The 22,413-nt window shown below is 50.4% G+C and carries 20 protein-coding genes; 10 read left to right on the top strand and 10 right to left on the bottom strand.

What is annotated here, in order from left to right; genetic code table 11:
* The first annotated feature begins 51 nt into the window (after nucleotides 1-51).
* The 6 genes from K7B67_RS13760 to K7B67_RS23890 all read left to right on the top strand — a co-directional run bounded on the left by K7B67_RS13760 (nucleotide 52) and on the right by K7B67_RS23890 (nucleotide 5,363).
* Nucleotides 52-594 (top strand): GspH/FimT family pseudopilin, encoded by a 543-nt coding sequence (locus K7B67_RS13760; protein WP_252176443.1) that lies wholly within the window; start codon nucleotides 52-54, stop codon nucleotides 592-594.
* Nucleotides 594-1,142 carry a type IV pilus modification protein PilV gene (gene pilV, locus K7B67_RS13755; protein ID WP_252176442.1) on the top strand — a complete coding sequence of 183 codons (549 nt, stop codon included), beginning with the start codon at nucleotides 594-596 and terminating at the stop codon, nucleotides 1,140-1,142. The genes K7B67_RS13760 and pilV (K7B67_RS13755) overlap by 1 nt, the downstream gene beginning before the upstream one ends.
* Complete coding sequence (locus K7B67_RS13750; RefSeq protein WP_252176440.1) at nucleotides 1,139-1,909, top strand: PilW family protein; 771 nt, start codon at nucleotides 1,139-1,141, stop codon at nucleotides 1,907-1,909. Before pilV (K7B67_RS13755) ends, K7B67_RS13750 begins: the two co-directional genes overlap by 4 nt.
* Nucleotides 1,910-1,946: 37 nt before the next feature.
* Complete coding sequence (locus tag K7B67_RS13745) at nucleotides 1,947-2,375, top strand: hypothetical protein (RefSeq protein ID WP_252176439.1); 429 nt, start codon at nucleotides 1,947-1,949, stop codon at nucleotides 2,373-2,375.
* A gap of 133 nt (nucleotides 2,376-2,508) precedes the next feature.
* Nucleotides 2,509-4,962, top strand: a complete 2,454-nt coding sequence (locus K7B67_RS13740) for a PilC/PilY family type IV pilus protein (RefSeq protein WP_252176437.1) — start codon at nucleotides 2,509-2,511, stop codon at nucleotides 4,960-4,962.
* A complete protein-coding gene (locus K7B67_RS23890; RefSeq protein WP_276576703.1) occupies nucleotides 4,959-5,363 on the top strand; it encodes a type IV pilin protein in 405 nt (134 codons plus the stop codon). The genes K7B67_RS13740 and K7B67_RS23890 overlap by 4 nt, the downstream gene beginning before the upstream one ends.
* Before the next feature lie 11 nt (nucleotides 5,364-5,374).
* Here K7B67_RS23890 and K7B67_RS13725 read toward each other — a convergent pair whose 3' ends face one another.
* The 6 genes from K7B67_RS13725 to K7B67_RS13695 form a co-directional block, all read right to left on the bottom strand.
* Nucleotides 5,375-5,797: a type IV pilin protein gene (locus K7B67_RS13725; protein ID WP_276576702.1), complete on the bottom strand. Its 423-nt coding sequence runs from the start codon at nucleotides 5,795-5,797 to the stop codon at nucleotides 5,375-5,377.
* Nucleotides 5,798-5,880: 83 nt separating this feature from the next.
* The gene (locus tag K7B67_RS13715; protein WP_252176435.1) at nucleotides 5,881-10,491 is read right to left on the bottom strand and encodes a PilC/PilY family type IV pilus protein; all 4,611 of its coding nucleotides are present in this window, start codon (nucleotides 10,489-10,491) and stop codon (nucleotides 5,881-5,883) included.
* 35 nt (nucleotides 10,492-10,526) lie between these two features.
* Nucleotides 10,527-11,087, bottom strand: a complete 561-nt coding sequence (locus tag K7B67_RS13710; RefSeq protein ID WP_252176433.1) for a PilX N-terminal domain-containing pilus assembly protein — start codon at nucleotides 11,085-11,087, stop codon at nucleotides 10,527-10,529.
* A gap of 2 nt (nucleotides 11,088-11,089) precedes the next feature.
* Complete coding sequence (locus tag K7B67_RS13705) at nucleotides 11,090-12,139, bottom strand: PilW family protein (protein ID WP_252176432.1); 1,050 nt, start codon at nucleotides 12,137-12,139, stop codon at nucleotides 11,090-11,092.
* A gap of 3 nt (nucleotides 12,140-12,142) precedes the next feature.
* Nucleotides 12,143-12,613, bottom strand: coding sequence for a type IV pilus modification protein PilV (gene pilV / locus K7B67_RS13700; protein ID WP_252176431.1), 471 nt, complete (start codon nucleotides 12,611-12,613; stop codon nucleotides 12,143-12,145).
* The gene (locus tag K7B67_RS13695) at nucleotides 12,610-13,176 is read right to left on the bottom strand and encodes a GspH/FimT family pseudopilin (RefSeq protein WP_252176430.1); all 567 of its coding nucleotides are present in this window, start codon (nucleotides 13,174-13,176) and stop codon (nucleotides 12,610-12,612) included. Before K7B67_RS13695 ends, pilV (K7B67_RS13700) begins: the two co-directional genes overlap by 4 nt.
* A gap of 212 nt (nucleotides 13,177-13,388) precedes the next feature.
* On the opposite strand from K7B67_RS13695, the gene K7B67_RS13690 reads away from it, so the two are divergent.
* Nucleotides 13,389-15,461, top strand: coding sequence for an EAL domain-containing protein (locus K7B67_RS13690; protein WP_252176429.1), 2,073 nt, complete (start codon nucleotides 13,389-13,391; stop codon nucleotides 15,459-15,461).
* 113 nt (nucleotides 15,462-15,574) lie between these two features.
* Entirely contained in the window at nucleotides 15,575-17,197 is a 1,623-nt protein-coding gene (locus K7B67_RS13685) for an NAD+ synthase (protein ID WP_252176427.1), read from the top strand.
* Between the two features lie 11 nt (nucleotides 17,198-17,208).
* On the opposite strand, the gene coaE is transcribed toward K7B67_RS13685, so the two are convergent.
* The 4 genes from coaE to K7B67_RS13665 form a co-directional block, all read right to left on the bottom strand.
* Nucleotides 17,209-17,811, bottom strand: a complete 603-nt coding sequence (gene coaE, locus K7B67_RS13680) for a dephospho-CoA kinase (RefSeq protein WP_252176425.1) — start codon at nucleotides 17,809-17,811, stop codon at nucleotides 17,209-17,211.
* Nucleotides 17,812-17,815: 4 nt separating this feature from the next.
* Nucleotides 17,816-18,688 carry an A24 family peptidase gene (locus K7B67_RS13675; RefSeq protein WP_252176424.1) on the bottom strand — a complete coding sequence of 291 codons (873 nt, stop codon included), beginning with the start codon at nucleotides 18,686-18,688 and terminating at the stop codon, nucleotides 17,816-17,818.
* 114 nt (nucleotides 18,689-18,802) lie between these two features.
* On the bottom strand, nucleotides 18,803-19,492 hold the full coding sequence (locus K7B67_RS13670; protein WP_252176423.1) for a hypothetical protein: 690 nt from the start codon (nucleotides 19,490-19,492) through the stop codon (nucleotides 18,803-18,805).
* Nucleotides 19,493-19,573: 81 nt separating this feature from the next.
* Nucleotides 19,574-20,641, bottom strand: a complete 1,068-nt coding sequence (locus K7B67_RS13665) for a DUF3080 family protein (protein ID WP_252176422.1) — start codon at nucleotides 20,639-20,641, stop codon at nucleotides 19,574-19,576.
* A gap of 142 nt (nucleotides 20,642-20,783) precedes the next feature.
* On the opposite strand from K7B67_RS13665, the gene pdxB reads away from it, so the two are divergent.
* Nucleotides 20,784-21,935, top strand: coding sequence for a 4-phosphoerythronate dehydrogenase PdxB (pdxB, locus tag K7B67_RS13660; RefSeq protein WP_252176421.1), 1,152 nt, complete (start codon nucleotides 20,784-20,786; stop codon nucleotides 21,933-21,935).
* An 89-nt stretch (nucleotides 21,936-22,024) separates the two neighbouring features.
* The gene (locus K7B67_RS13655; protein WP_252176420.1) at nucleotides 22,025-22,405 is read left to right on the top strand and encodes a hypothetical protein; all 381 of its coding nucleotides are present in this window, start codon (nucleotides 22,025-22,027) and stop codon (nucleotides 22,403-22,405) included.
* Nucleotides 22,406-22,413: the final 8 nt, after the last annotated feature.

Below are 22,413 nucleotides of genomic sequence, written 5' to 3'. Positions count from 1 at the left end.
TCTTGGTGCTCTTCCTATAGTTGAACTGTCATTCAGTAAAGGAAGCAGGTTGTGTTCAGGCGTAGCTTCGGAATCACCCGACCCAAAACCATGAAAGGGCTGACCCTGATCGAGATGATGATCACCATTCTTCTGGTGGGCATCATTGGTTCCATGACGCTGTCCCTGGATTCGCTGGTGCAATCCTTTCGAATGGATTTTTACAATCAACGCGTTTTCAGCAGTATGGTGCTGGCCCGCAGTGAGGCGATAAAAAGGGGAGTGAATGTCAGTCTCTGTCGAAGCAAAGACAGCAAAAGTTGTGATACCTCAGGCAGCAACTGGACATCAGGCTGGCTGGTGTTTGTAAATCCCAACAATAACAGTTCGGTTGATTCGGGTGAGGACGTTATCAGGGTTTACGATGAGATCGACAGAGGGGTCACGATCAATCTGAGTGCCGGTAATACCGTGACATTTACACCCAGAGGCAGCCCATCGGTGGTGCGAACAATGAGAGTCTGTCCCACCGGCGCACTGGGTGCTCCAATCAAAACCGTATCGGTCACGACGACAGGACAAATTCGTAAAACTTCTTCGACAGGGAATTGTTGATGGAAGGACAGTCAAAAGCACACTTAAAGACCTGCGGAAAGGTTCCACAGGGTAAAGAAACCGGCTTTGGTCTTATTGAAGTGCTGATCAGTGTGGTGATTTTTATGGTGGGTATTCTCGGGATGGCAGGTATGCAGGCCCAGGCGGTCAGGGCCACTCAGGACAGCCTGCAACGTTCACAGGCTATCTGGCTGGCGAATGAAATGTCTGAACGAATGAAGGTGAATGTTCAGGGCGTGGGGTCAGGCAGATATCAGAGTACAGCCCAGGCCGCCAGCAGTAATCTTTCCTCCTATTGCGCCGGACCGGCCCCCAGACAATGCATTGCCAACAGCTGCACGGCGGATGAAATGGCTGACTTTGATGTTCATGATCTTATGTGCCGAAATGCCAGAGTGTCCAACCAGCAATTGACCATCAGCTGTTCGGCTACCCCTTGTAATTCTGGCGAAACGGTGTCGATAACCCTTAAATGGGAAACCAGAGGCAGTATTGGCACTCTGTTTCTGGCCCAGAAGTCACTGACCCTGACATATCTAAGGCAATGATTAGAAAATCCTTACCCCGACAGCAAGGACTGTCGCTGATTGAACTGTTGCTGGCGCTGGTGATTGGTTTGTTAATCATGAGCACCTTTTTACAACTGATGTTGAACAGCAGCCGTTCCACCTATTTCCATGAAGACCTTGCCCTGGCTCAGGAAAATGGTCGGCATACCCTGTATTTACTGGGTCGTGCCATGAGACAGGCAGGCTACAGCAATGAAGTGAACCGTCTGGTGCTGCCCTTTTTTACCGGCAGATGTGGCAGTGCGGCGCAATGTACATTGGATGGTGGCGGTATCAACAGTGACCAGGTGGCCGTCCAGTTTTTACCTCAGAACGGTGAAGATTGTGCGGGTAATACCGTTCCGGCAGGGGAGTTGACGGCCAATGTCTACTATGTGGCTCCTGATCCGGCTAACAGTAATATTGATACCCTTTTCTGTCGGGGCTACAACCCGGCAAACTCCGTAGCCCGAGGTGCAGCCAGGGCGGTCATTATTGGTGTGGAGCGTCTTCAGGCTGTTTATGGCGTTACCCATAACGATACCAATAATGTGCATCAGTATCTGGCGGCCAGTGCCGTCAGTGACTGGCAGGATGTCAGAAGTGTAAGAATCGGCGTGCTGGTGAATTCCGGTCAGCTGGCTCGTTCATTCGATCAGCGAACCCGAACCTACAACATTCTGGAAAGCGGTACCTTGACCCTTAATGATGGACGCCCACGATATGTCTTTACCACAGCCTACAAACTTAATAATGCCGGTTTCTAGGAGCCTGACCGAGAATTCTAGACAGCAGGGTGCCATCATGCTGATGACCATGATCATTATGCTGGTGATGTTATTCTCGGGGTTGTTTGTTATGGAGATGGCTATTTTTGGGGAAATGGCGGTCAACAATGAACAAAGGGGATTGCAGGCTTATCAGGTAGCTTACAGTGAGTTGGATGGGCAATATCAATACCTTATTAACAACCCCGGTGTGTTAATGAATGCCAAGGCCGCTAATGTCAATCTGGCCATCATACAGAACCCGGCAGGTTGTTCTAATCTGGCGCAATTCTGTCAGACCGCCACGCTTCGTTATATGGGTGAGATACCACCGCCACCGGGTTACAGTCTGAGTAAATACATTGGTTTGATGTTCGAAATTGACAGCGTCGCTACTCTCGGTCAGGCCGGTGCACGTTCCAGCCAGACTATGGGTTTTACCTACGTGACCACGCTTTCGAATTAATCTGAAAGATGTGCTGCCGATGCAGAAAGAGAGTACGTAAGGAGAGTACGTAAGGAGAGTACGTAAGGAGAGTACGTAAGGAGAGTACGTAAGGAGAGTACGTAAGGAGAGTAAGTAAAGGAGGGGTTCACTCTTGAAGCATCATCTACTGCCTGCACTAGTTCTCAGCTTATTGTTTCTGTCAAAGGCCCGGTCTGACGATACAGATCTTCTAGTCAATGCGTACAATAATTACCAGACTAATGCTCTGGGGTTTGCGGCACCCGCATCGGTCAGTGATGCTGCAAACGCTCTTCAAAGCTCTGATGAACTCTATTATATCCTGCTGCGATCGACTAATGGCCCCAGCTGGCGAGGCAATCTCAAGCGTTACCGGCTGGGTACGGATAACAAGGTGTATGATGCCAACGGTAATCTGGCTATTGATTCATCCACCGGGTTTTTTACCAGCAGTTCCAGAAGCTTTTGGGGAAATACTCGTGATGGCAACATTGTTACTGAAGGGGGAATGGCTGCCCATTTGAGTCAAAGTCGGCTGGTAGTCTCCAATATTATCAATGGTAACAATCTCATCCTCAATGCTTCGGGCAATCGTGTCAGTGAGAATAATTCGGGAATTACCACCGGGCTTTTGGCTTTGTCCGGGAGTGCGGCGGGAACGAACCGTACCAATGTTCTCAAGTGGGCCAGAGGTGTGGATGTCGACGACGAAGACCGTGATACTTCCATTACCGACAACCGAACCAGTATCGGTGACCCTCTTCATACCCAGCCAAAAGTGATCACCTATTACAAGAACAGTGCCGGGTCGGTGGTGGATCGAACCGTCTATTTCACCACTAACGACGGTTTTTTACACGGTGTGAATACCGATAATGGCAGCACGGAGTTCTCATTTATTCCTAAAGAACTGCTCGTTAATCTTAAACTCTATAAAGATAACCTGGTCGGAGGGGGAGACCACTATACCGGCCCATCCTCTGATGAGGGTTGTGTTTGGGACTATCAAATACCCGGTAAATGCATCCCCGAGCACTGGTGCAGTTTTCAGTATCAATTGTTTGACCTTCATTTTTCACAGAGTTGTCGTCTTGACAACACGCCAACATCGGACGCCGACTGTGACTACGATTGGACTTCAATCCCGTTCTTCCCCACCTGTTTGCGCCCTGAGTTTTGTGAATACGACTATCAGTTTGGTGATCTCACCTTCGACCAGAGCTGCAGGCTCAGGAGCACCCCTCAAATACCGCCTCCCACTGTCAGTAAGCCAGCCAAGCCCTATGGTATGGATGGCCCGATGACAGTATGGATGAACGATGCCAACGGTGATGGTGATGTTCTCCAGGGCAATAACAGTCTTCTTAAAGATCCTGGAGAGCATGTTTACCTTTATCTCACCATGAGACGCGGTGGCAATAATATCTACGCTTTGGATGTTACCCACAGAAACGAACCGGTATTGAAGTGGGTGATTCGAGGCGACATGGATAGGGACAGTCAGGCAGACAGTACGACACTGAATCCCGATTTTCCTGAACTGGGCCAGACCTGGTCAGCCCCGACCCTGGCAAAGGTTCGTTTTAATGGTGCTGACCGGCAAGTGCTGTTATTTGGTGCTGGCTACGATCAGGATGCCGATGAGCAGACGACGATCGGCAATAATAACATTGGCCGGGCCATCTATATGGTGGATGCTGAAACAGGCCGGAAGCTCTGGTCTGCCGGTAACAGTGGCACTAATCTGAATCTGTCGGATATGGATTACAGTATTCCTGCTGACCTGGCGGTAATCGACATTGATAACAATGGACTGACGGATTACTTTTTTGCGGTGGATATTGGTGGTCAGGTCTGGCGATTCGATGTTAACCAGAATAACAGCGGAGCCTGGAACTTTGCCACGGGAGGGCGAATTGCCAACTTCTCTGGCAGTTCCAGTGCCGACGCCCGACGGTTTTATGAAAGGCCGGATGTTTCACTGTCCAGATCGGTTGATCATCTCAACATTGTCGTAGGCAGTGGTTTCAGGGCACAGCCTCTGGATACCAAGGTGGATGATCGGCTCTATGTCATCAGGGATCCCAATATCTACAACGCTCCCGCCAGTTATGACTACAACAACGGTTCCGTCATTGATGAGTCAGCACTCTACGATGCCACTGACAATCTCGTACAGCAGGGGAATAATGCCCAGCGAGCGAACGCCATCAGTGCTCTGGGCAGCCTGAAGGGTTGGTATATCCGTTTTGAGGTATCTGGAGAAAAGCTGCTGGGCAGGCCCACCGTGTTCAACAATGTGCTGACTTTCACAACCTATGCGCCGGCTGGCGGCGGTAGCAGCTTCCTCTACGTGTTGAACATTGATAATGCCAGTGCAGTGGTTGATCTTGATAACAACAGTCAGGTGGTTAAAGGCGATCGCAAGAGACAGCTTCGTTACAGTATTTTGACTCCGGCCCCGGTCATTCTTAACCGTAGCAGCCAGGGGGCAGATATCTGTGTGGGAGGGGAATGTTTTCAGGATATTCTCAGGGAAGCGGGCTCAATACCTTTTCACAAAAACTTCTGGAGGGAAAACCAGTGACAAAGGTAAAGGGATTTACATTGCTTGAAATTATTATTGTGGTGGCCATCATCGGTATTCTCGCCGCAATCGTTGTCCCGTCGTATAACGAACATGTGTTGCAATCCCGACGTAGCGAAGGCATATCGTCCCTGTTAACGATCATGCAGCAGCAGGAGCGATATTTTACCGAGCAACTGGGTTATACCAATGATCTCTCAAAGCTGGGCTATACAGTGAATGGTGTCGGTGAAGTGGTTTCTGAGAATGGCTATTATCTGATCAGGGCGGCAGCCTGTCCCGCTATGACTATCTCCCAGTGTGTATTATTGACTGCAACCCCCCGGGGCGTTCAGGCCCCGGACGGCACCCTGACCATCAATAGTCGTGGTACACGGACGCCCCTCAGCGCCTGGCAATAGTTCTGTCCTGCTTACCAACATTCTGTAGACGCTGTTCCGGCACTGTTAAAACCAGCTTTGACCCCAAGTTGATTTAAGGTGATGGTTCGACAGTCAGTATCTTCAAATTGGTTGCTGCTGCTGGTCGCTGTGGCTGTCAGGGTATAAGTGGTGTTGGTGGCCGTTACGGCGATGGTGTAATGCCCATCCGGAGAAGTAGCGCCACCAAGATTGTTGATATCAGTGGTGTAAGCATTGTCGTAGGTGTAGAACTTTTCCTGTTCTGCAGCTGCTGTTGTCAGGGCGACATGGGCATCCGTCCTGCGACTTTCAAAAACATATTGCTGATAGGATGGAATCGCAACAGCGACAATAATGCCGATGATAGCAACGACGATCATCAGCTCGATCAGGGTGAATCCATTGCCTTTAGTAGACACTGGCTCGTTATCCATAACTCAGCTCCTTAAAATTATTACGCATTAAAGCCTTAAAGCCTTAAAGCCTTAAAGCCTTAAAGCCCAAAACGATAGCCTTCCTACTTGGGGATATTAAATATCTGTCGCCAGGATTGTCGGCCATCATCTGTCAGTGTGTATTCCAGATTGGTGCTGGAAATATTACCGGCACCGCCCTGAATAATAATGCTGGTTTTGCCATCAATACCCTGGTGGACTACCGGAGCCGGTGCCAGACCTGCCCCCAGGCTGATTTTCTTTTCCGATACCGTATCGTCAGTGAAACCACCCGGAGTCAGCACTTGCTGGATACTGGCGGGTATTGCCGTGCCGGTTTGATAGTGCAAAGCATTCAGAAAGCTGGTGCCATCCACCAGACACTGATCAGCAGGTGGTTGGTATTCGGTGAACAGCAGCAGGGCAAAAGCATTGGCCGGCGAGCTAACACTTTTACCGCTGGGATCTTTGCCGTCATGGATCAGTCGGTTTTTCCAACCGGCTTCGGTGGTCAGGGTGTTGCGCAGGGACTCAAAGTTACTCACTGTCGTACCCGGTGATACGGTAAAGCCGGATTTCAGGTCACCATCGGCTTCCACTTGAATATCCGTGGTATCAATCAGGCTGGCAAAAGGCACTGAGCCATAAGAGAACACATCACCGATCCTGGGCTCTTTTACGCCAAAAAAGAATTCCTGCTGAGTATCCTGACTGTCTGTCCGGGTCAACTCACGACCCGTACCGACAAACACCCAGCGCTCATTATCGCTGTTGGTCACTGCCGTAGGGCGGGCGGTAACAGGGCGCTGTGGGCGGGTTAAGGTACCCAGTGTCCAATTAGCAGCCAGTGGGTCTGCCAGGTTGATCCTTAGCAGTTCGCCACTGAGATTGCCTGCGGTTTCTACACTGCCAAAGTAGATCGCATCGTCATAGTAATCCTGATCCCAGTCCACGGTGGCCATGTTGCCGGCATAAGCCTGTGCGATACCACTGTCCATCGGGTTAAAAGCGCTGAGAAAGTTTTTGTTCTTCAGGTCATAGACAAACACTTTCATATTCTGGTCGCTGGTAGCATCACCCAGAGCTTGTCGTATACCGCTGGGCCCTGTGCCCGTCGGACCTGAGCCAAAGGCCAGATACCAGTTGTTTTCGGTGGGGAAATTATAGTCTCCGGAAGCATTGGGTTTTCGCCGTTGTATCACCACGGGTCGGCCTGTGGTAAAGCCCAGCTCCGGATGAGTAATTTCTGCCATCAGTTTGGGAGGCTTTTCCGGATTAGTAATATCCAGCATGACGTAGGCAGAACGCATGGTCCGGGTCACACCATTGACTGAAGCGTCAATCGGCCCACCGCCCAGCCGCATTCCCATGAGCAGTACGGTTCCCCAACCTTTGGGGTGATCAACATCCGGGGTGAAAATATTGGCATCAAAAATCAAAGGTTCGCCATCCATGTAATAAACATGGGGATAATCCGGTTCTGACAGCCAGCGAAGATGGGGCAATAAATTCATCGGTGTGTATGCCCAGAGTTCTCCTCCCAGGGGGTGCTGAGTTTCTGAGGGATCATGATTCAGGTCAAAGCGCTGATTGTCTTTGTCCCAGAAACCGGCATTGAAAGCATGGATCATGCCATCGTTGGCACCCAGATACACGACCTGACGACGGTTTTCGTAGTGTTTCTGAAAGTCGATAAAGGTTGAGTCGTTGCTGTTAAAAGGTTTGCTGTCAGAGTAATACCCTTCCGGTTTCGACACGGCGACGGGATTGGACTGAATGATGTCGCCCAGGCGCCATACTTCCAGGTCGCCATCATTGTCGATATCCACAGAGCGGGAGCGATAACCTGTTTGGTCTTCGCCACGAATGAATTTAACCAGCTTATCCGATTCCGATGCGTTCACACCCAAATAGTCACCGTTGCTGCCTGTGAAGGTGGCAGAGACAAAAGGCTGTTCCTCACCGGCATCGACACGGCCATTATTATTGGCATCCAGCCAGGTCAGGATATGACGGCCAGTGTTGGTCAGCGCCGTATAGTTTCTTTGATTGGTAATATTGTTGATTTCCGTCAAACGTTCACGAGCATCCCAGACAGGTTTCAGTGAAGTCAAATCCGCGGTACCGCCATCAGGCGTCAGTGTTACACCGTTATCAGAAGAGGTATAACGTTGAATAACAGTAGAATTTCTGATGGGGTCAAAAGACAAGGTCACAACCCGGTCAGTCGAATAGTCATCCAGCGTCCGGTTACCATTGGAGTCTTCCCGGAAGTGACCTCTGGTATCAACAAATAAACTGTGCAGCAGTCCAACCCAACTGATTTCAAGGTTATTGACCGTTATTTTGGGGCGGAATAGCCCCTGAATAGCCGAGCCTGCACCGCTGGCACTGTTAGAAACCAGCGCAGCACTGGCACCGGAAGATATACGGCTGGCGATGTCCTTAAAAACCAGCTCCAGCTGGGTTCGTAACAAAGATGGATTGCTCGCCAGAAAAAAATTGTCGGGAATATTGTCGGCGCCCAGTTCACCTGTTGCGTTATTTCTGATATCCCACTCTCTGGAATCATTGTCAGGCACTCCATCACCATTGGCATCATGATTGGGTGTACCGTCATTATCCAGGTCGTTGAAGCCTCCATATTTTGCTGCCAGCCTCAGTGGCTTGGGCAAAATACCCGACGCCGTGCCAGTCGCCACATAGGTGTGAGGCTCTGGCGTTCCGGGACCCTGGGCTGCTCCACCACCGGGGCCAAAGGCGTAGGGTGACGCTATACCATCATTATTGGTACCAAAAATACTGTGGGAAAAAGTGTAACCTCCGTTAGAAAACTTCCCTTCGAAACGGGACGTGACCTTGATCTGAGTGCCGGTGATGGCGGGTGTACAGGCACTGTCAAGGCAATATTCAATACTGGAACTGGCGTCATAATCATTGTCACAGCCTTCCTGGCAATCTTCCCAGATAAACGTGTATTTTCCTTTTTTGCCGTCTGCCGTCTGCTCATCAACCACAAGGTCACGGAAAGAGCCGCTGGAACTGATCGGTTGGAAGCTGACGGTCCTGTTGTTGACACTGGCGCTAAGGGAGGGAAGGCTGTCAGCCAGTTGAATGGTATAGGTCTTAATATTCTGGATACCATCAAGATCGGTTCTCAGGTCCGTTGTTTGAGCGTGATAAGCCAGACCCGAAACTGCGTAACCCCCTTCTTTGTTCGGAGCTTCAGGGCAGATACCGACGGCATCTGAAAGATTAGACAGGGACTTTGCTGTGCAAAGGTTGTTACTGCCACCGTAATAATAATTACCTGAGAGGTTGCCATTGTATTCAATGTCACCGAGATCGTCGGTTATGTTAATCAGATCATTGATATTGCTCATGCCTGTGACATCAGAGATGCTATTGTCTAAATCATCCAGGTCATACACATTGGTGCCACTGGATATAAGAATGATGGCACAGCTGGCGCAGTCATTGGCCTGAGTCATGGGTGTCACCCAGGCTTCGTTGGTCATGCCCCGTCCGGCGTCTGAGGTGCTGAAGTCAGAAGAACCTGCGTTGCTTCCCGAGAAATACCTGATGGCCTCAAGATAAATTTCTGAAATCGGGTTACGCCATGCGGTCAAACCAATGGCATCGATATTGTGAATAATACCCTGAACACTGGTATTAAAGGTGCCATTGGATAGATTGATCTCATCCTCATTTGGATCGGTATTACCTGCAAATTGTCTGATATTGCGCCGCAACAGACCACCTGAGCTGTTGCGGCCATAACTTCCGGTAATAAGACCAAATTGAATCTGATTTTCTTCGCCATAGCCTTGGAGCAGGCCAACGGGCTTGGGAACACCGCTGGAGTACTGTTTGCAACGCTCGGTATTATTGCCATCTTTGCTCGGGACACAAGCTTCTATCTCGACCGTGTGAGTAGCCAGTTCAGCACTTCTGGCAGGACTGAATGCATTTCCCCACTGACATTGGTTGATTTCTGTAGTGGCCCAGCGAGGAAACTGACCCGCTGCGATTCTCAGTGACGGTGCTCCAGCCCAGAGACTGCAAAAAGAAGTCGGCGATGAATACGGAGTGTATTTATCAATGTCTGCACCGGAATAAACTTTGGCAAAAGCACCACTGAGGTTTGTAGAGAGGGAAGACCTTCTAAGTACTGTCTGTGTGGCAGAGTCAGTTGACCGATGTCCACCGTAGAGAATGACTCTCAGTATTTCCATTCTGGACATGGACACCCAGTTCATAAAGTTACCACTCCATGGGGCTGAGGCGTCCTGGCAGAAATGTTGATTGCTACCCGTAGCTGGCAATACGGGTTGGTACATCTTGTCCGAGCTGCTGTATGCGTAGCACCAGTTACTGTCAAAGTAACCGATGTAATCAAAGTCGTCCTTGTAAGTTGAATCGATCAGGCCATCGTCATCGAGATCGGTGTAGTCTGAATAAGCTCTTTGAAAGAGCTGTTGATCCACTGGCATCGCCAGCATAACCAGAGGCGGTGAAAAGGTGCTGCCCTGGTTGGGCGTTGCAGCATAGTCCGAGGCGGCTGCGATGGCCTGCTGCAGGAAAAGAGGCTGGAGCAAGAGTGAGAATAAACCGCTTTTCAGCCAAAGCAGAGGTGAAGACTGTTTGCTGGCTGCAAAAAGCGCAGACGGACTGATCCCTTTTATCACGAGCATTAACACGAGCACTGTGAAATCCTTTTTCTTCTGGTTCACCGTTTGTAGGTGGACTGCAACATAACCTGACTATTGGGGTTATCGACCGCAGAAAGCACGGTTACACGGTAAAGCTTTGACCAGTCGGAAGGGTTGGCAGGGTTGGGGGTGACTCCAAACAAGACTCTTGGAATGTAGCAGAGGAATTCCACTATATAGCGGGCTGAGGTGCCTGAAGGCACACTGGTGGCAACAATGGTTTTACTGGCATCGGCCCAGAGGGCGGCATTTTCCCAGGGGCTGGCATTCCCGGCCCGACAGCTGATAATACTGTTACGGTCAGAGCCACTGAAGCACAGGCCATTACTGCAATCGCTGGCGAACGTGTTGATATTGTTGCAACTGCTCTGGTTTTTGATACAGCGTTCGGCTTCCAGCAGTGCGGTTTCGGCAGCGATAAAAGCGGTCTGATGAGTCCGGTAGCTGGCTGACATTCTTTGCTCAAGGCTTGAGAATTGAACCGCCGTCAGGGTTGCTATCACCATGAGGGTAAAAAATATCATGGTGTAGAGCAGGGCGCTCCCGTTTTCATCATGGTGTCTTCTGATACGGCTCATGTTCATCCTCTGTTTCGCAGGGCCATGGTCATGACATATTCCTTGCGCAAGAAACGATCCGACTGGGTGACCTGGTTACCATTGAAAAGATAGCTTCTTGGCGGCGCAGGTGGAGGTGCCGGAACGGGAAGAATTTCCCTTTCACTGCGGGTCAGCAGATGAATTCGGATAGAAGTGGTCTGTAGCCAGTCAGCATGGCGAAAACTACGATCACCGGCACTGATATAGCGGTTAGTCACGCCATCGTTATCCGTATCCAGACCGTAATGAATTCGAATGTCCTCAATACCGTCCACAATAGCCTGTGCGGCAGAATTGCCAGCTTCTTTTCGGAACAGGGTCGGCAAACCGTTATCCAGTTTTACAAAATAGCCCACCGACGCCAGTGGCTTCAGGTAACCCGGATTAAATGACAGCGCGCCCGAAGGCGTCGAGCCGTCATAACAACGAAAGCTGCCCTTGAGTTGACTGACACAATTTCTGAAATCGCCGCCACCGCTGGTGGTATGGGTGATGGTGCTGCCGCTGATGGAACTCAGGGCTATCAGGGCTACCTGAGAGCAGTCCTGGCGGGTGATGGCTGCGGCACCACCCACCGACAGGGTCGAACCGATGTTGCGATCCAGTGTCAGGGTGGATCTGGTGGTGTCATGGTTGGTGATGGCGAAAACACGGTCGGGATTAACCTTGAAGACCAACAGGCTTTCTGAACTGGCCTGAGCGTCCATCTTTGACTGGGTGTTGGCAAGGTTCATTCCCTGTATCGGTTGTTCAGCGGTGAGCCATTCATGGGTAGCACTGTTTTGCAGCAGAGCGTTACCGATTGACGCATCGGTATTACAGCCTGTGTAGCCAGCGACACGGACGTCATTGGATATGGAGCTGACAGCAATTCGGGCCGCTTCCTGCATCAGCCCCAACTGAAAGTTCAAGCGATTGGAGTTATTGCTGCTAAGAAAGATCTGGGTGACTGAGATAATGATGAAAATACCCAATAACATCGAAATCATCAGTTCAATCAGGCTGAGTCCTTTTTGCCTGGGGCTGTTCATGGTTTATAGCGTGCTCCTGAGAATCACCTGACGGCGTGACTGCTGGCCTTTGCTGTCGTCAAAGAAAACCGTGATGGTGTAGTTGCGACCTTCCGGGGTATCGGTTTTAACGATTGAACCATCTGAATCGGGGAGCTGGGCGTTCAGGATGAACTTCCATTGTGCTATGTCGTAAACGGCCAGCTCAGCGGGTGTACAATCGGCTGTGTCGCAATCATCGGGATAGGTCGCAGGCACATTGCCGACACTGGCAGAATAACCGGCTCCATTAAGGGCATAGACCGGGTTGGCCCTGATCCTGTCGAGCATGTCGTAGGCAAGGATGTTGGACAGGGAGTTGAGGTAGGCAATGTTGTTGTAACTGATGCTTCGGGTTTGCAAGGCGGCCATACCCAAAAGGCCAGAAGCCAGAATGATGACGGTGATCAGAATTTCCAGCAGGGTCATACCCGCCTGGCAGTGCCTTGAACTCATGGGCAAACCACCGAGTCAGTTGAGCGAACCCGACCAGACAGGTTAATGGTGACGCCTTTGGCGATCTTCGATGTTGTTAGATTGTCACAGATAAGGAAGGTGCCTGAACTGGTGTTGTTGACGGTGCCATCTCCCTGAAACACGATTGGAGTGCTGTTACTCCAGGTGATTGAGGCAATAGAGTCTGTTGTCTGGGATCGTTTCAAGGTATCAATTCCTGAATCAAATGCGCCGTTACTGTTTTCATCGGTGAAAATGATCCAGCCTTGACTCCACAGGGTTGGAGTTACTGAGCAGGTAGCCCCGTCAGTGGATGCACAGGCGATGTTATTAGTCCCGGTCTTAACGGCTTCGCTGCGGGCGTAAAGCAGGTTTGAAAGCAGGTTTTGTTGAATGTTTGAGAAACGAATGGAGTTAGACATTTCTCTCAGCTGTGGCAATCCCATGGCAACAATAATCGCAGCGATCAACAGAGTGATCATCAGTTCAATTAATGTAAATCCTTGTTCCTTTATTCTTTTGGGCTCAAGGCTGTTGGGCTCAAGGCGGTTTGATTGCCCCATGACATCTGACCGGTTTTTAGTACTGATCTGATCAGTTTAGAAGTGCATTGTTATAACCTGATCAGAGGGTCAGAGAACCAGTAAAATTATTAACAAAGCGGTCAATCAGATAAAAACAGAGGTGGGTTTTTGACAGGGGCTAATGATTTCAGGCCTGTGGCAGTTATAACAATGAGATAAGCCTTAAAGTCTTGTTGAATCGGGTCAATACCATGGAGCAGGAAAACAGGGATACGGTCCGGCTGCTGATAGTGGATGCCTCCTCTGAAGAAGCTGAGGCACTGCTGACTGTCTATCGGGATGCCGGATACCCGACCCGTGCTCATCATGTCAACTCTATGGAAAGTCTGGAAGACGCTTTGTCCGGCCATCAGAAATGGGATTTAATGATTATCTCTTCAGCTGAGCTGCCAGAAGGATTAACCATCAGTTCGGTGCTTGGTCGGGTTGACCAGCAGGGCAGGGATATTCCTTCCATCGTGTTGTCGGAACAACAGGAAGAAGAACCGTTGGAGTGGCTCAAGCTGGGGGTGCGAAGTGTCATTACCCCGGACAGCGATGAACTGCTGCTGCTGACCTCTGATCGGGAAATTGCCGACCTTAATACCCGTCGTCACCACCGGCGCATGAGTGTTGCCCTGAATGAGTCAGAGAAACAGAGGCGTCATCTGCTGGATGACCAGGTGGATGCCATCGTCTATATCAGTGGCGGAGGGGTGAAATACTCAAACCCGGCATTTAATGAGCTTCTGGGGGTTGCCGGAAGCGCCAGCCTTGTGGGTAAACCTTTTACGGACCTGGTAGCGAGAAAAGATCGCAGGGATGTGGGTGACTTCCTGAACAATACCGAAAACAGTGGCCGTGCCCTGGCCGCGATTCAATGTTCGTTGCTGGCTGATCAGGATAATGAGGTGCCTGTCAGGGCTACCGTCAGTCCCACTTCCTTTGAGGGGCGCTATACCCTGAGCCTTTTGGTGAGGCTCCGGGAAACTGAGCAGAAAGACGTTGAAGTGGCCCGTCCTGACAGCGAAACCCATCTCTATAGTAAAGAAGCTTTCAAAGAGCAGCTGGACGTTGCCATGCAGAGAGTCATTGCCGGTAAAGACCAGTTTGCCTTGCTTTGTATTACCCTCGATTCACTGCGGGCGCTTCATGCCAAAGCAGGTAAAAGAGTCAGCCAGCCTTATTATAAAGCGGTCAGCTCACGCCTTGGGTTGGAATTGATTGAGCATCAGGCCGCCAGTTGGGGCGGCGATTGTATTATGGCACTGGTGAAGGCCGGTGATGAAAAGGCCGTGCAGGACCTGGCGGATCAAGTCATTAAAGGGGTGACCGGGGAGACGGTGACACTGGGCAGCAACAAGCTACCCATCAAGCTCAGTCTGGGGAGTGTCATCCTGACCGATACTAACAGTGATCTTAATACTCAGCTGGTCAGAGCCCGTCATGCTGCTACCCAGGCACAAAATGAAGGTGGTGGAAAGCTGTGCTTCTACCAGAAACGCAAGGTTAATACCGTCAGTTCTGTTGAGAAGCACCTGGCTGGAATGATCAGTCAGGCGTTGAAAAATGACAATTTCAAATTGAAATACCAGCCCGTGGTCAGTCTGAAAGGTTCTTCTGAAAAACACTTTGAAGCTCAATTGCGTATGGTGGATGCCAGAGGTCGTGAACATGACTCAGTGACATTCCGAAACAAACTGGACAAGAATACACTCTGGAGCAAAGTCGATCGCTGGCAGGTGATAGAAGCAGCAAAAGCGCTTCTGAACAAAACCCGCAGCAAGGACAGCATCCGACTCTTCATGCACCTCGGCGGTAACGCCATTCTGGAGAAAGAGTTTCTGCCCTGGATGGGGGTTGCCTTTAAGGCGGCAGGCATTCCTGCTTCGTCGGTGGTGGTGGAAATCAGTGAGCAGAATATTGTCCGCTTCAATAAGCAGGCACCGGACTTTTTCAAGGCGGTCAAGGCGCTGGGTTGCAGTACTGGGGTGAGTGAGTTTGGTTGCAGTTTACACCCTATGGAAACCATTGCCCCGATGATCGTGGATTACGTCAAGGTTGATCCCTCTTTCACTAAAGATCTGACTAGCGAAAATCAGGGAGAAGAGCTCAAAAAAATGGTGCTTGCTCTGTCGGAAAAGGGGCAGAAGGTCATTGTTCCCCAGGTTCAGAGTGCTGTTGAGATGGCCCCGCTGTGGCATACCGGGGTTGATTTCATCCAGGGCGACTTCCTTCAGGAGCCAGCAGAACATATGGACTTTGATTTTGGGGGGGATTTTTAGTGGCTGATGCCGCCTTCCCATCATCATTCATCAATTTGGTTTTACTCCGACTGCAACATCGTTGAAAATAGCCCGCTTTCAGATTGAACAAAATTAAGACATCAGGCTTTTCAATGTCAGCAAAGCTCAATATCGTCATGGCCCAGCTTAACCTCAAGGTGGGCGATATCGACGGCAACACCCACCGGGTAATCGAATCGGCTGAAGAAGCCCGTGATCAGCATCAGGCTGATCTGGTGGTTTTTCCTGAATTGACACTTTGCGGGTATCCACCTGAGGATCTGTTACTCAGACCCAGTATGGTGCTCAGAATTGAGCAGGCCATCAGCAAACTCAGTGTGGTGAAAGGCATTGACCTGGTGATTGGGCTGCCCGCCGTAGGCGCTCACGGTCTGGAAAATCAGGCCGTGGTATTGAGAGACGGTCAGGTGGTGGCCCGCTACGCCAAACAGCATCTGCCTAACTATCAGGTCTTCGATGAGAAACGCTACTTCATGCCGGGACAGAAACCCTGTGTTTTTGAGTGTAAAGGGGTCAAGCTGGCGCTGACTGTCTGTGAAGACCTCTGGTATCCCTCAGCGGCTCAGCAGGCTGCGGATGCCCGGGCAGACCTGATTTTGAGCCTCAATGCTTCTCCCTTTCATAAAGATAAACAATCGATCCGTTACCAAACTATTCGCGACCGTTGCCTGGAAACGGGGCTTCCTGTTGTTTATGTCAACCTGCTGGGTGGTCAGGATGAGCTGGTGTTTGACGGTGGCTCGTTTGCTATGAACGGCAATGGACAGGTCGCTGTCAGGGCCGATTACTTTGCCGAAGGTCTCTATAAAACCCGTTTTGATATAGCGGATAAAGCGTTTGAACAGGAAGATGTGGCAGAGCTGCCTGACTTGCATGAACGCGTCTACCAGGCTCTGGTCATGGGGGTTCGTGACTACGTGAATAAAAATGGCTTTAAAGGGGTTGTGTTAGGTTTATCCGGTGGCATTGATTCTGCCTTGACTCTGGCCATTGCCACCGACGCTCTGGGTGCTGAGCGAGTGCAGGCGGTTATGATGCCTTTTCGCTATACCTCAAACATGAGTCTGGAAGATGCCCGGGAAGAAGCCGATATTCTCGGTGTTGATTATTCCGTCATGCCCATTGAACCGATGTTTGATGCGTTTATGGCAACGCTGAGTGCTCAGTTTGAGAATACCCAAAAAGGCACCACGGAAGAAAACCTTCAGTCCCGTTGCCGGGGCGTCATGCTGATGGCCATTTCCAACAAAAAAGGTTATATGGTCCTGACCACTGGCAACAAGAGTGAAATGGCCGTGGGCTATGCCACGCTCTATGGCGATATGTGCGGCGGTTACAATGCCCTGAAAGATGTACCAAAGACACTGGTGTTTGAGTTATCCGAGTACCGTAACTCGCTGGGCTATGTGATTCCGCAACGGGTGATTGATCGTCCACCTTCTGCCGAGCTGGCACCGGATCAGGTGGATGAAGACAGCCTGCCTCCCTACGCGGAACTGGATCGAATGATCGAAATGTACGTGGAAGAAGATAGAAGCGCCGAAGCCATTATCGAGTCTGGTTTTGACCGCGAGACTGTTTATCGGGTACTGCGTCTGATCGATGTGAATGAGTTCAAACGTCGCCAGGCGGTGGTAGGGGTTCGCATCACTCCCCGTGGTTTTGGACGTGACCGCCGTTACCCGATCACCAATGGTTGGCGTCCGGGCATTTGACAGTCTGGGGCTTATAGGCTGGCCAAATCCAGATAAGTCTGATGAATCTTATCCAGTTGTTGAAACAGCTGCTCCAGAGAGCCGCTGTTATCAACGATGTCGTCAGCTCTCTCCAGCCTTTGTTGCCGGGAAGCCTGTTTGGCCATAATCGTCCGGGCTTGTGCTCTGCTCATGCCGTCGCGGCTTATGGTTCTTGCCAGCTGAATCTCTTCAGGGACATCGACCACCAGAATGCGATGGGTGAGTAAATGTTGATCGGTTTCTACCAGCAGTGGTGAAACCATGAGGGTGTAGGGCGACTCGGACTCGGCCAGTTCCTGAATAATCTGGTTACGAATCAGAGGATGCAGCAGCTGTTCCAGCCATACACGTTCGTTGTCGTCATTAAAAATAATGTCCCTGAGCTTGCTTCGATTCAGAGTGCCTTCGTCGGTAAGAATATCCTGACCATGCCTTTGGGCAATTTTTTGCAGAGCCGGCCGACCGGGCTCGACAACGATTCTTGCTGCCTGGTCGGCATCCACCACGGTAATACCGAGACTGGAAAAGTAGTCGGTGACTGCCGTTTTACCACTGCCAATACCGCCTGTTACGCCAATAACTAACTTACTCATCAGCTCACAGTCCCATAATCTGCAGATAAGACTGGACCAGTGTTTCTCCCCAAAACAGGGCAATAAAACCGGCGGCGGCCAGATAAGGTCCAAAAGGAACCGGCTGACTCCGTTCCTGCTTTTTCAGAATAATCAGCGCCACCGCGACAATGGTTCCCACCAGTGACGACAGCAAAATAATCAGAGGCAGCATTTGCCAACCCAGCCAGGCACCGAGGGCAGCCAATAGTTTAAAATCGCCGTAGCCCATGCCTTCTTTGCCCGTCAGCAGTTTAAAGATCCAGTAAACAGACCAAAGTGAAAGGTAACCGGCAGCGGCACCCAGCACAGCATCCTGCAAAGGAATCAATAACCCAAAACTGTTGGCCAGCAAGCCCAGCCAGAGCAGGGGCAGGGTGATGCTGTCTGGCAGCAGTTGGGTGTCCAGGTCAATCACGGTTAATGCCAGTAATGCCCAAACCATAAAGCAGAGCAGAACCGTCTGGAGCGTGGCACCAAAGAAGGTGCCCACAGCAACCGTCAGCAGGGCAGAGATGATTTCAACAATCGGATAACGGACAGAAATAGTGGCTTTGCAGGAGGAGCAACGACCTTTTAAAAACAGGTAGCTGAGCACCGGGATATTCTCCCAGGCCCGAATCTTATGGCCACAGTGGGGACAGGTGGAGTCGGGCTTGATCAGATTGTAAGGTTCCATTTCAGAAGGCACCTTGTCCGGGTGCAAGGCTTCGAGGCATTCCAGTTTCCACTGCCGTTCCATCATCACGGGCAGCCGCAGAATAACAACATTGAGAAAACTACCGACCAGCAGACCGACAACCGTCAAGGTAATGTAGAAATAAGTGGGTGAATATTGCAGTAATTCTATAAGTGCCATTCGTTAATAAATCCGGTTTTTATCGTGAAAAATCTTTACCCTGTCAGTAAAGCTTCATGAGTCTGTTTTACAAGAAAATGCCTTCTGTTTGTACCCGGATATGACGCACGATAATTAATCTTCAATCATTTGACTAAAGGCAGCAATGGCATCAGGATCTCCGCGTTTGATTTTGTTGGCAATGATGTGGTGGAAGAAATACCTGAAATCTTCATGTTCCTGGGCCGGAAAAAGGCATTCATCTTTGGGTAGAATGGGGGTGGTTTCTACTTTCTTTTCATCGGCCAGCATGGCATGAATACGACCATCGTTGTATAAACGCCAGCTGGTGACATGAATCAGCATCAGTGTGTGAAAGTTGTCTTCCGTCAGGATGGCGTGGGTACCAATGTTGTCGCCTATTTCCTGCACAATAAAGTTGGGGTCGTCTTCTTCTGTTTTAAAATAATGGGCGGCGGTTTCCAGCTCTGTCAATTTGTGTTCGGGAGGCTCAAAAAAAGCGTGGTCATGAAAGCTGTCGTAATAGCCTTCCCAGTGTCCGTTTAGTGGGTCATTGAGGTTTTGGGCAAATACCAACTGGTTGAGCCAGGGCACCATGGCGTCCACCGTACCGTCTTTTTTCAGGGCCCAGCAGAGGATTTTCATGCTGAAAAGTTTGCCGGGATTGGCGTCGTTGCTGTAGAGCATTTCCAGACCGTCCATCTCCGGTGCCAGCCTGATGATTTTTTCATTCTCTTTTTCGTCGATGGGCCTGCGGGTAAAAAGGTCAATCACATTCCCTTCGTCATCCGGCTTTTTATCCATTGAATCTCCGGTGGTGCAGGGCATAAAAGTGTGAATGAAGAATTGCCCTTAGAGCTGTCTATCGGCACCGGTGCGTGGAAATTAATTCGCAGGATTTTGCCCGGGTTGAATCTGGCATTCAGTCAGTACTTTCTGCCAGCTTTGGGCATGTCGCAGGATGGCTCTGTTCAGTTGATGCCAAACGGAAAAGGCGGAATCACAATCGGTAATGGCCAGCAGGTAGTCTTCCATGGCTTTGTCTGGAGGAGGCGGCAGTTCAAGCAATAAAGGCAGCATGACAGACCGCCAGTCCCTCCCTTCTGAAACGACTCTGGCTATGTAAGGTTGAATACTGTCGACATAGAAAAGTCTGAAGACATTGTTGAGGCGTTCTATTTTTACAGAACGCCGACCTTGTGGGCAGATGGTATTGTTGCTTTTTTCCAGCATCACGGAAACCCGGTTGAGGGTGTTGGTGAGAGCGGTAGCAGCAGCCAGAAGCTGACCGCTGTAGTGAGAGGCGGTTAATTGTTGCAGTTGCACTTCCAGAGACTGTTGATCGTAGGGGGGAGAAAAACGGTCATCTTTCAGATACAACTTCAGATACTTCAATGCCTCCAGCGTTCCCTGGCGGCCATTATCACCATGAAGCGGGAGCAGCGTTTGAAAGCCGCTGAGCTGGTCTGGCAGCTCGGTGTTAGACAGCAAGGCGTTCCATTTCGCGGCAGGCAATGCGGCTTCTTTTTGTTGGAGAATAGCTTCCAGTCGGGTCCTTAGTTCTGGCTTTTTATTCTGTTGCTGTAAATAGTTTGTGCAGTCTTTAAGCTGAGCGATCAGTTTTTTTTCGTAGTCCAGCAACTGGGAAGGTTGCATCTGTTTGCCCAGACTGTTGTTGCGATGTGCGATAAGCTGAGTGAGCCTGGGGCATTCCAGAAGATTCAGGGCTTCCAGTGCTTTCAAGCGAATATCCGGCAATGGGTATTGCCTCTCTCTTAGCGGAGGAAGTTCAGGAAAGCTGACCGTAGCGGGAGGCAGTGGCTGCCCGGTAACGGTACTGATCCTTTCTTCATACTCCTCCAACTGATATTCAGGTGTGGAACGATAACCACAGCTTGTCAGAGTGAACAGTAAAAGCAGGGCAAGGGTGCGAACAGTTACTTTCGAAGTCATGGGCAGTAATTGGCCGGAATGAAAGCTGTATAGATTTTATTTCTCAAACAGGAAAAATGGAATCCCATAAGTCCTGAGTTGTTAATTTTAAGGATGGACTATAGTATCACGGCATTACTGAACTCAATGAGCACTGCTATCGATGAAAATTGTTGCTGACGAGAACATTCCACTGCTCCATGAATGCTTTGGTGCACTGGGTGAAGTAGTGGCTTTGCAGGGGCGGGATATTGCTGCTGGCGATATTGCTGGTGCCGACGCGCTGCTGGTGCGCTCAGTGACAAAGGTGAATGAAGCGCTGCTGAGCCAGGCTTCTTCACTCAGGTTTGTTGGCTCATGTACTGCTGGCGTTGATCATATTGATCAGTTCGCCCTGGCCAACCGAGGCATTACATTTGCTAATGCGCCTGGTTGTAATGCTCAATCGGTTGTTGAGTACGTGCTTTGTGCTCTGGATATTCTTGCTGATCGCGATGGCTTTGAGCTGAAAAAAAGAAAGGTCGGCATTGTGGGCCACGGGCAAGTGGGCAGCCGACTGTATCAAACCTTTGCAGGACTGGGTGTTGAGGTTATGGCCTGTGATCCGCTCTGTGAGCGAACGCCGGGAGTCCGATTTGAACCTTTAGAAACACTGCTGCAACAGTGTGATGTTATTGCCCTGCATACCCCCCTGACCTGGCATGTGGATTACCCCACCCATCACATGCTGGATTATGACAGGCTGAGCCAGATAAAACCGGGCTCTATTCTGATCAATGGCGGAAGAGGCCCTGTCATTGATAACCAGGCGCTGCTGAAAGTCCTTGAAGAAGGTCTTGATCTCAGTGTGGTGCTGGATGTTTGGGAATATGAACCCGATGTCAATCTGGATTTGCTGGCCCGCGTGGATATTGGCACCCCTCATATTGCTGGTTACAGCCTGGACGGAAAAATCTCGGGTACTGAAAAGGTGTATAAGGCCCTGTGCCGGACCTTTGGTTTGCCGGGCCGGGTCAGGCTGGCCGCTGTCACTCCCATGCCCGCCCTGAAAAGAATGGGTTTTAATGACTCTGCCACCGCTGCCCAGGCTGCTGGTCTGGCGATGAAATCAGTCTACGATCTACGCCACGACGATGCCCTTATGCGCCGCCTCCTCTATATGGATAAGAAAGCACGCTGCATCGAGTTTGACCGAATGAGAAAGCATTACCGGGAGCGGCGGGAGTTCAGCACTCTGACAGTTCAGGCCAGAAAGTGTGAGGCAGGAGTGCAGGAGCATCTGAAGGCGCTGGGCTTTCATCTTCAGGAGTGCTGAGAAAGGTTTGGCAGGTCGTATAAATAGAGTAAAGAGTCTCGGTGATCTTACGATAACCCTGTTGAGATAAGTTCACTGAGACCGGTTCCATGATCAAGACATTGGTGCTAAGCCGCTATATCAGACCATTGGGATGGATTGCCATTGTGATTTGTGCAGTGACCTGGTGGATGGATCTGACAGAAATTGTGAAAACCTGCCCATTCTGCCGCACTGAAAGAACGGTTATCGGGCTGCTCGGCATCCTGATGGTGCTGCCTCATTACCGTTATATCAGTATATTTTTGACCTGCCTGTTTGCTGCGGTCGGCTTGGTCACCGCCTCCCAGCACCTGTTCCTGATGATAAAAAACTGGCACTTCTCATTAAATACCCCGCTGGTTATTATTGCTCTGTGTCTGCTCAGTGGTGAGCTGCTGCTGCTGATCGAAAGAACCTGGCTGAATCGCAAAAAGTCTGACACAAAATGAAACTCAGT

Source organism: Endozoicomonas sp. 4G, from assembly GCF_023822025.1.
Classification (GTDB): Bacteria; Pseudomonadota; Gammaproteobacteria; order Pseudomonadales; family Endozoicomonadaceae; genus Endozoicomonas_A.
This window is presented reverse-complemented; position numbering and strand designations above follow the sequence as displayed.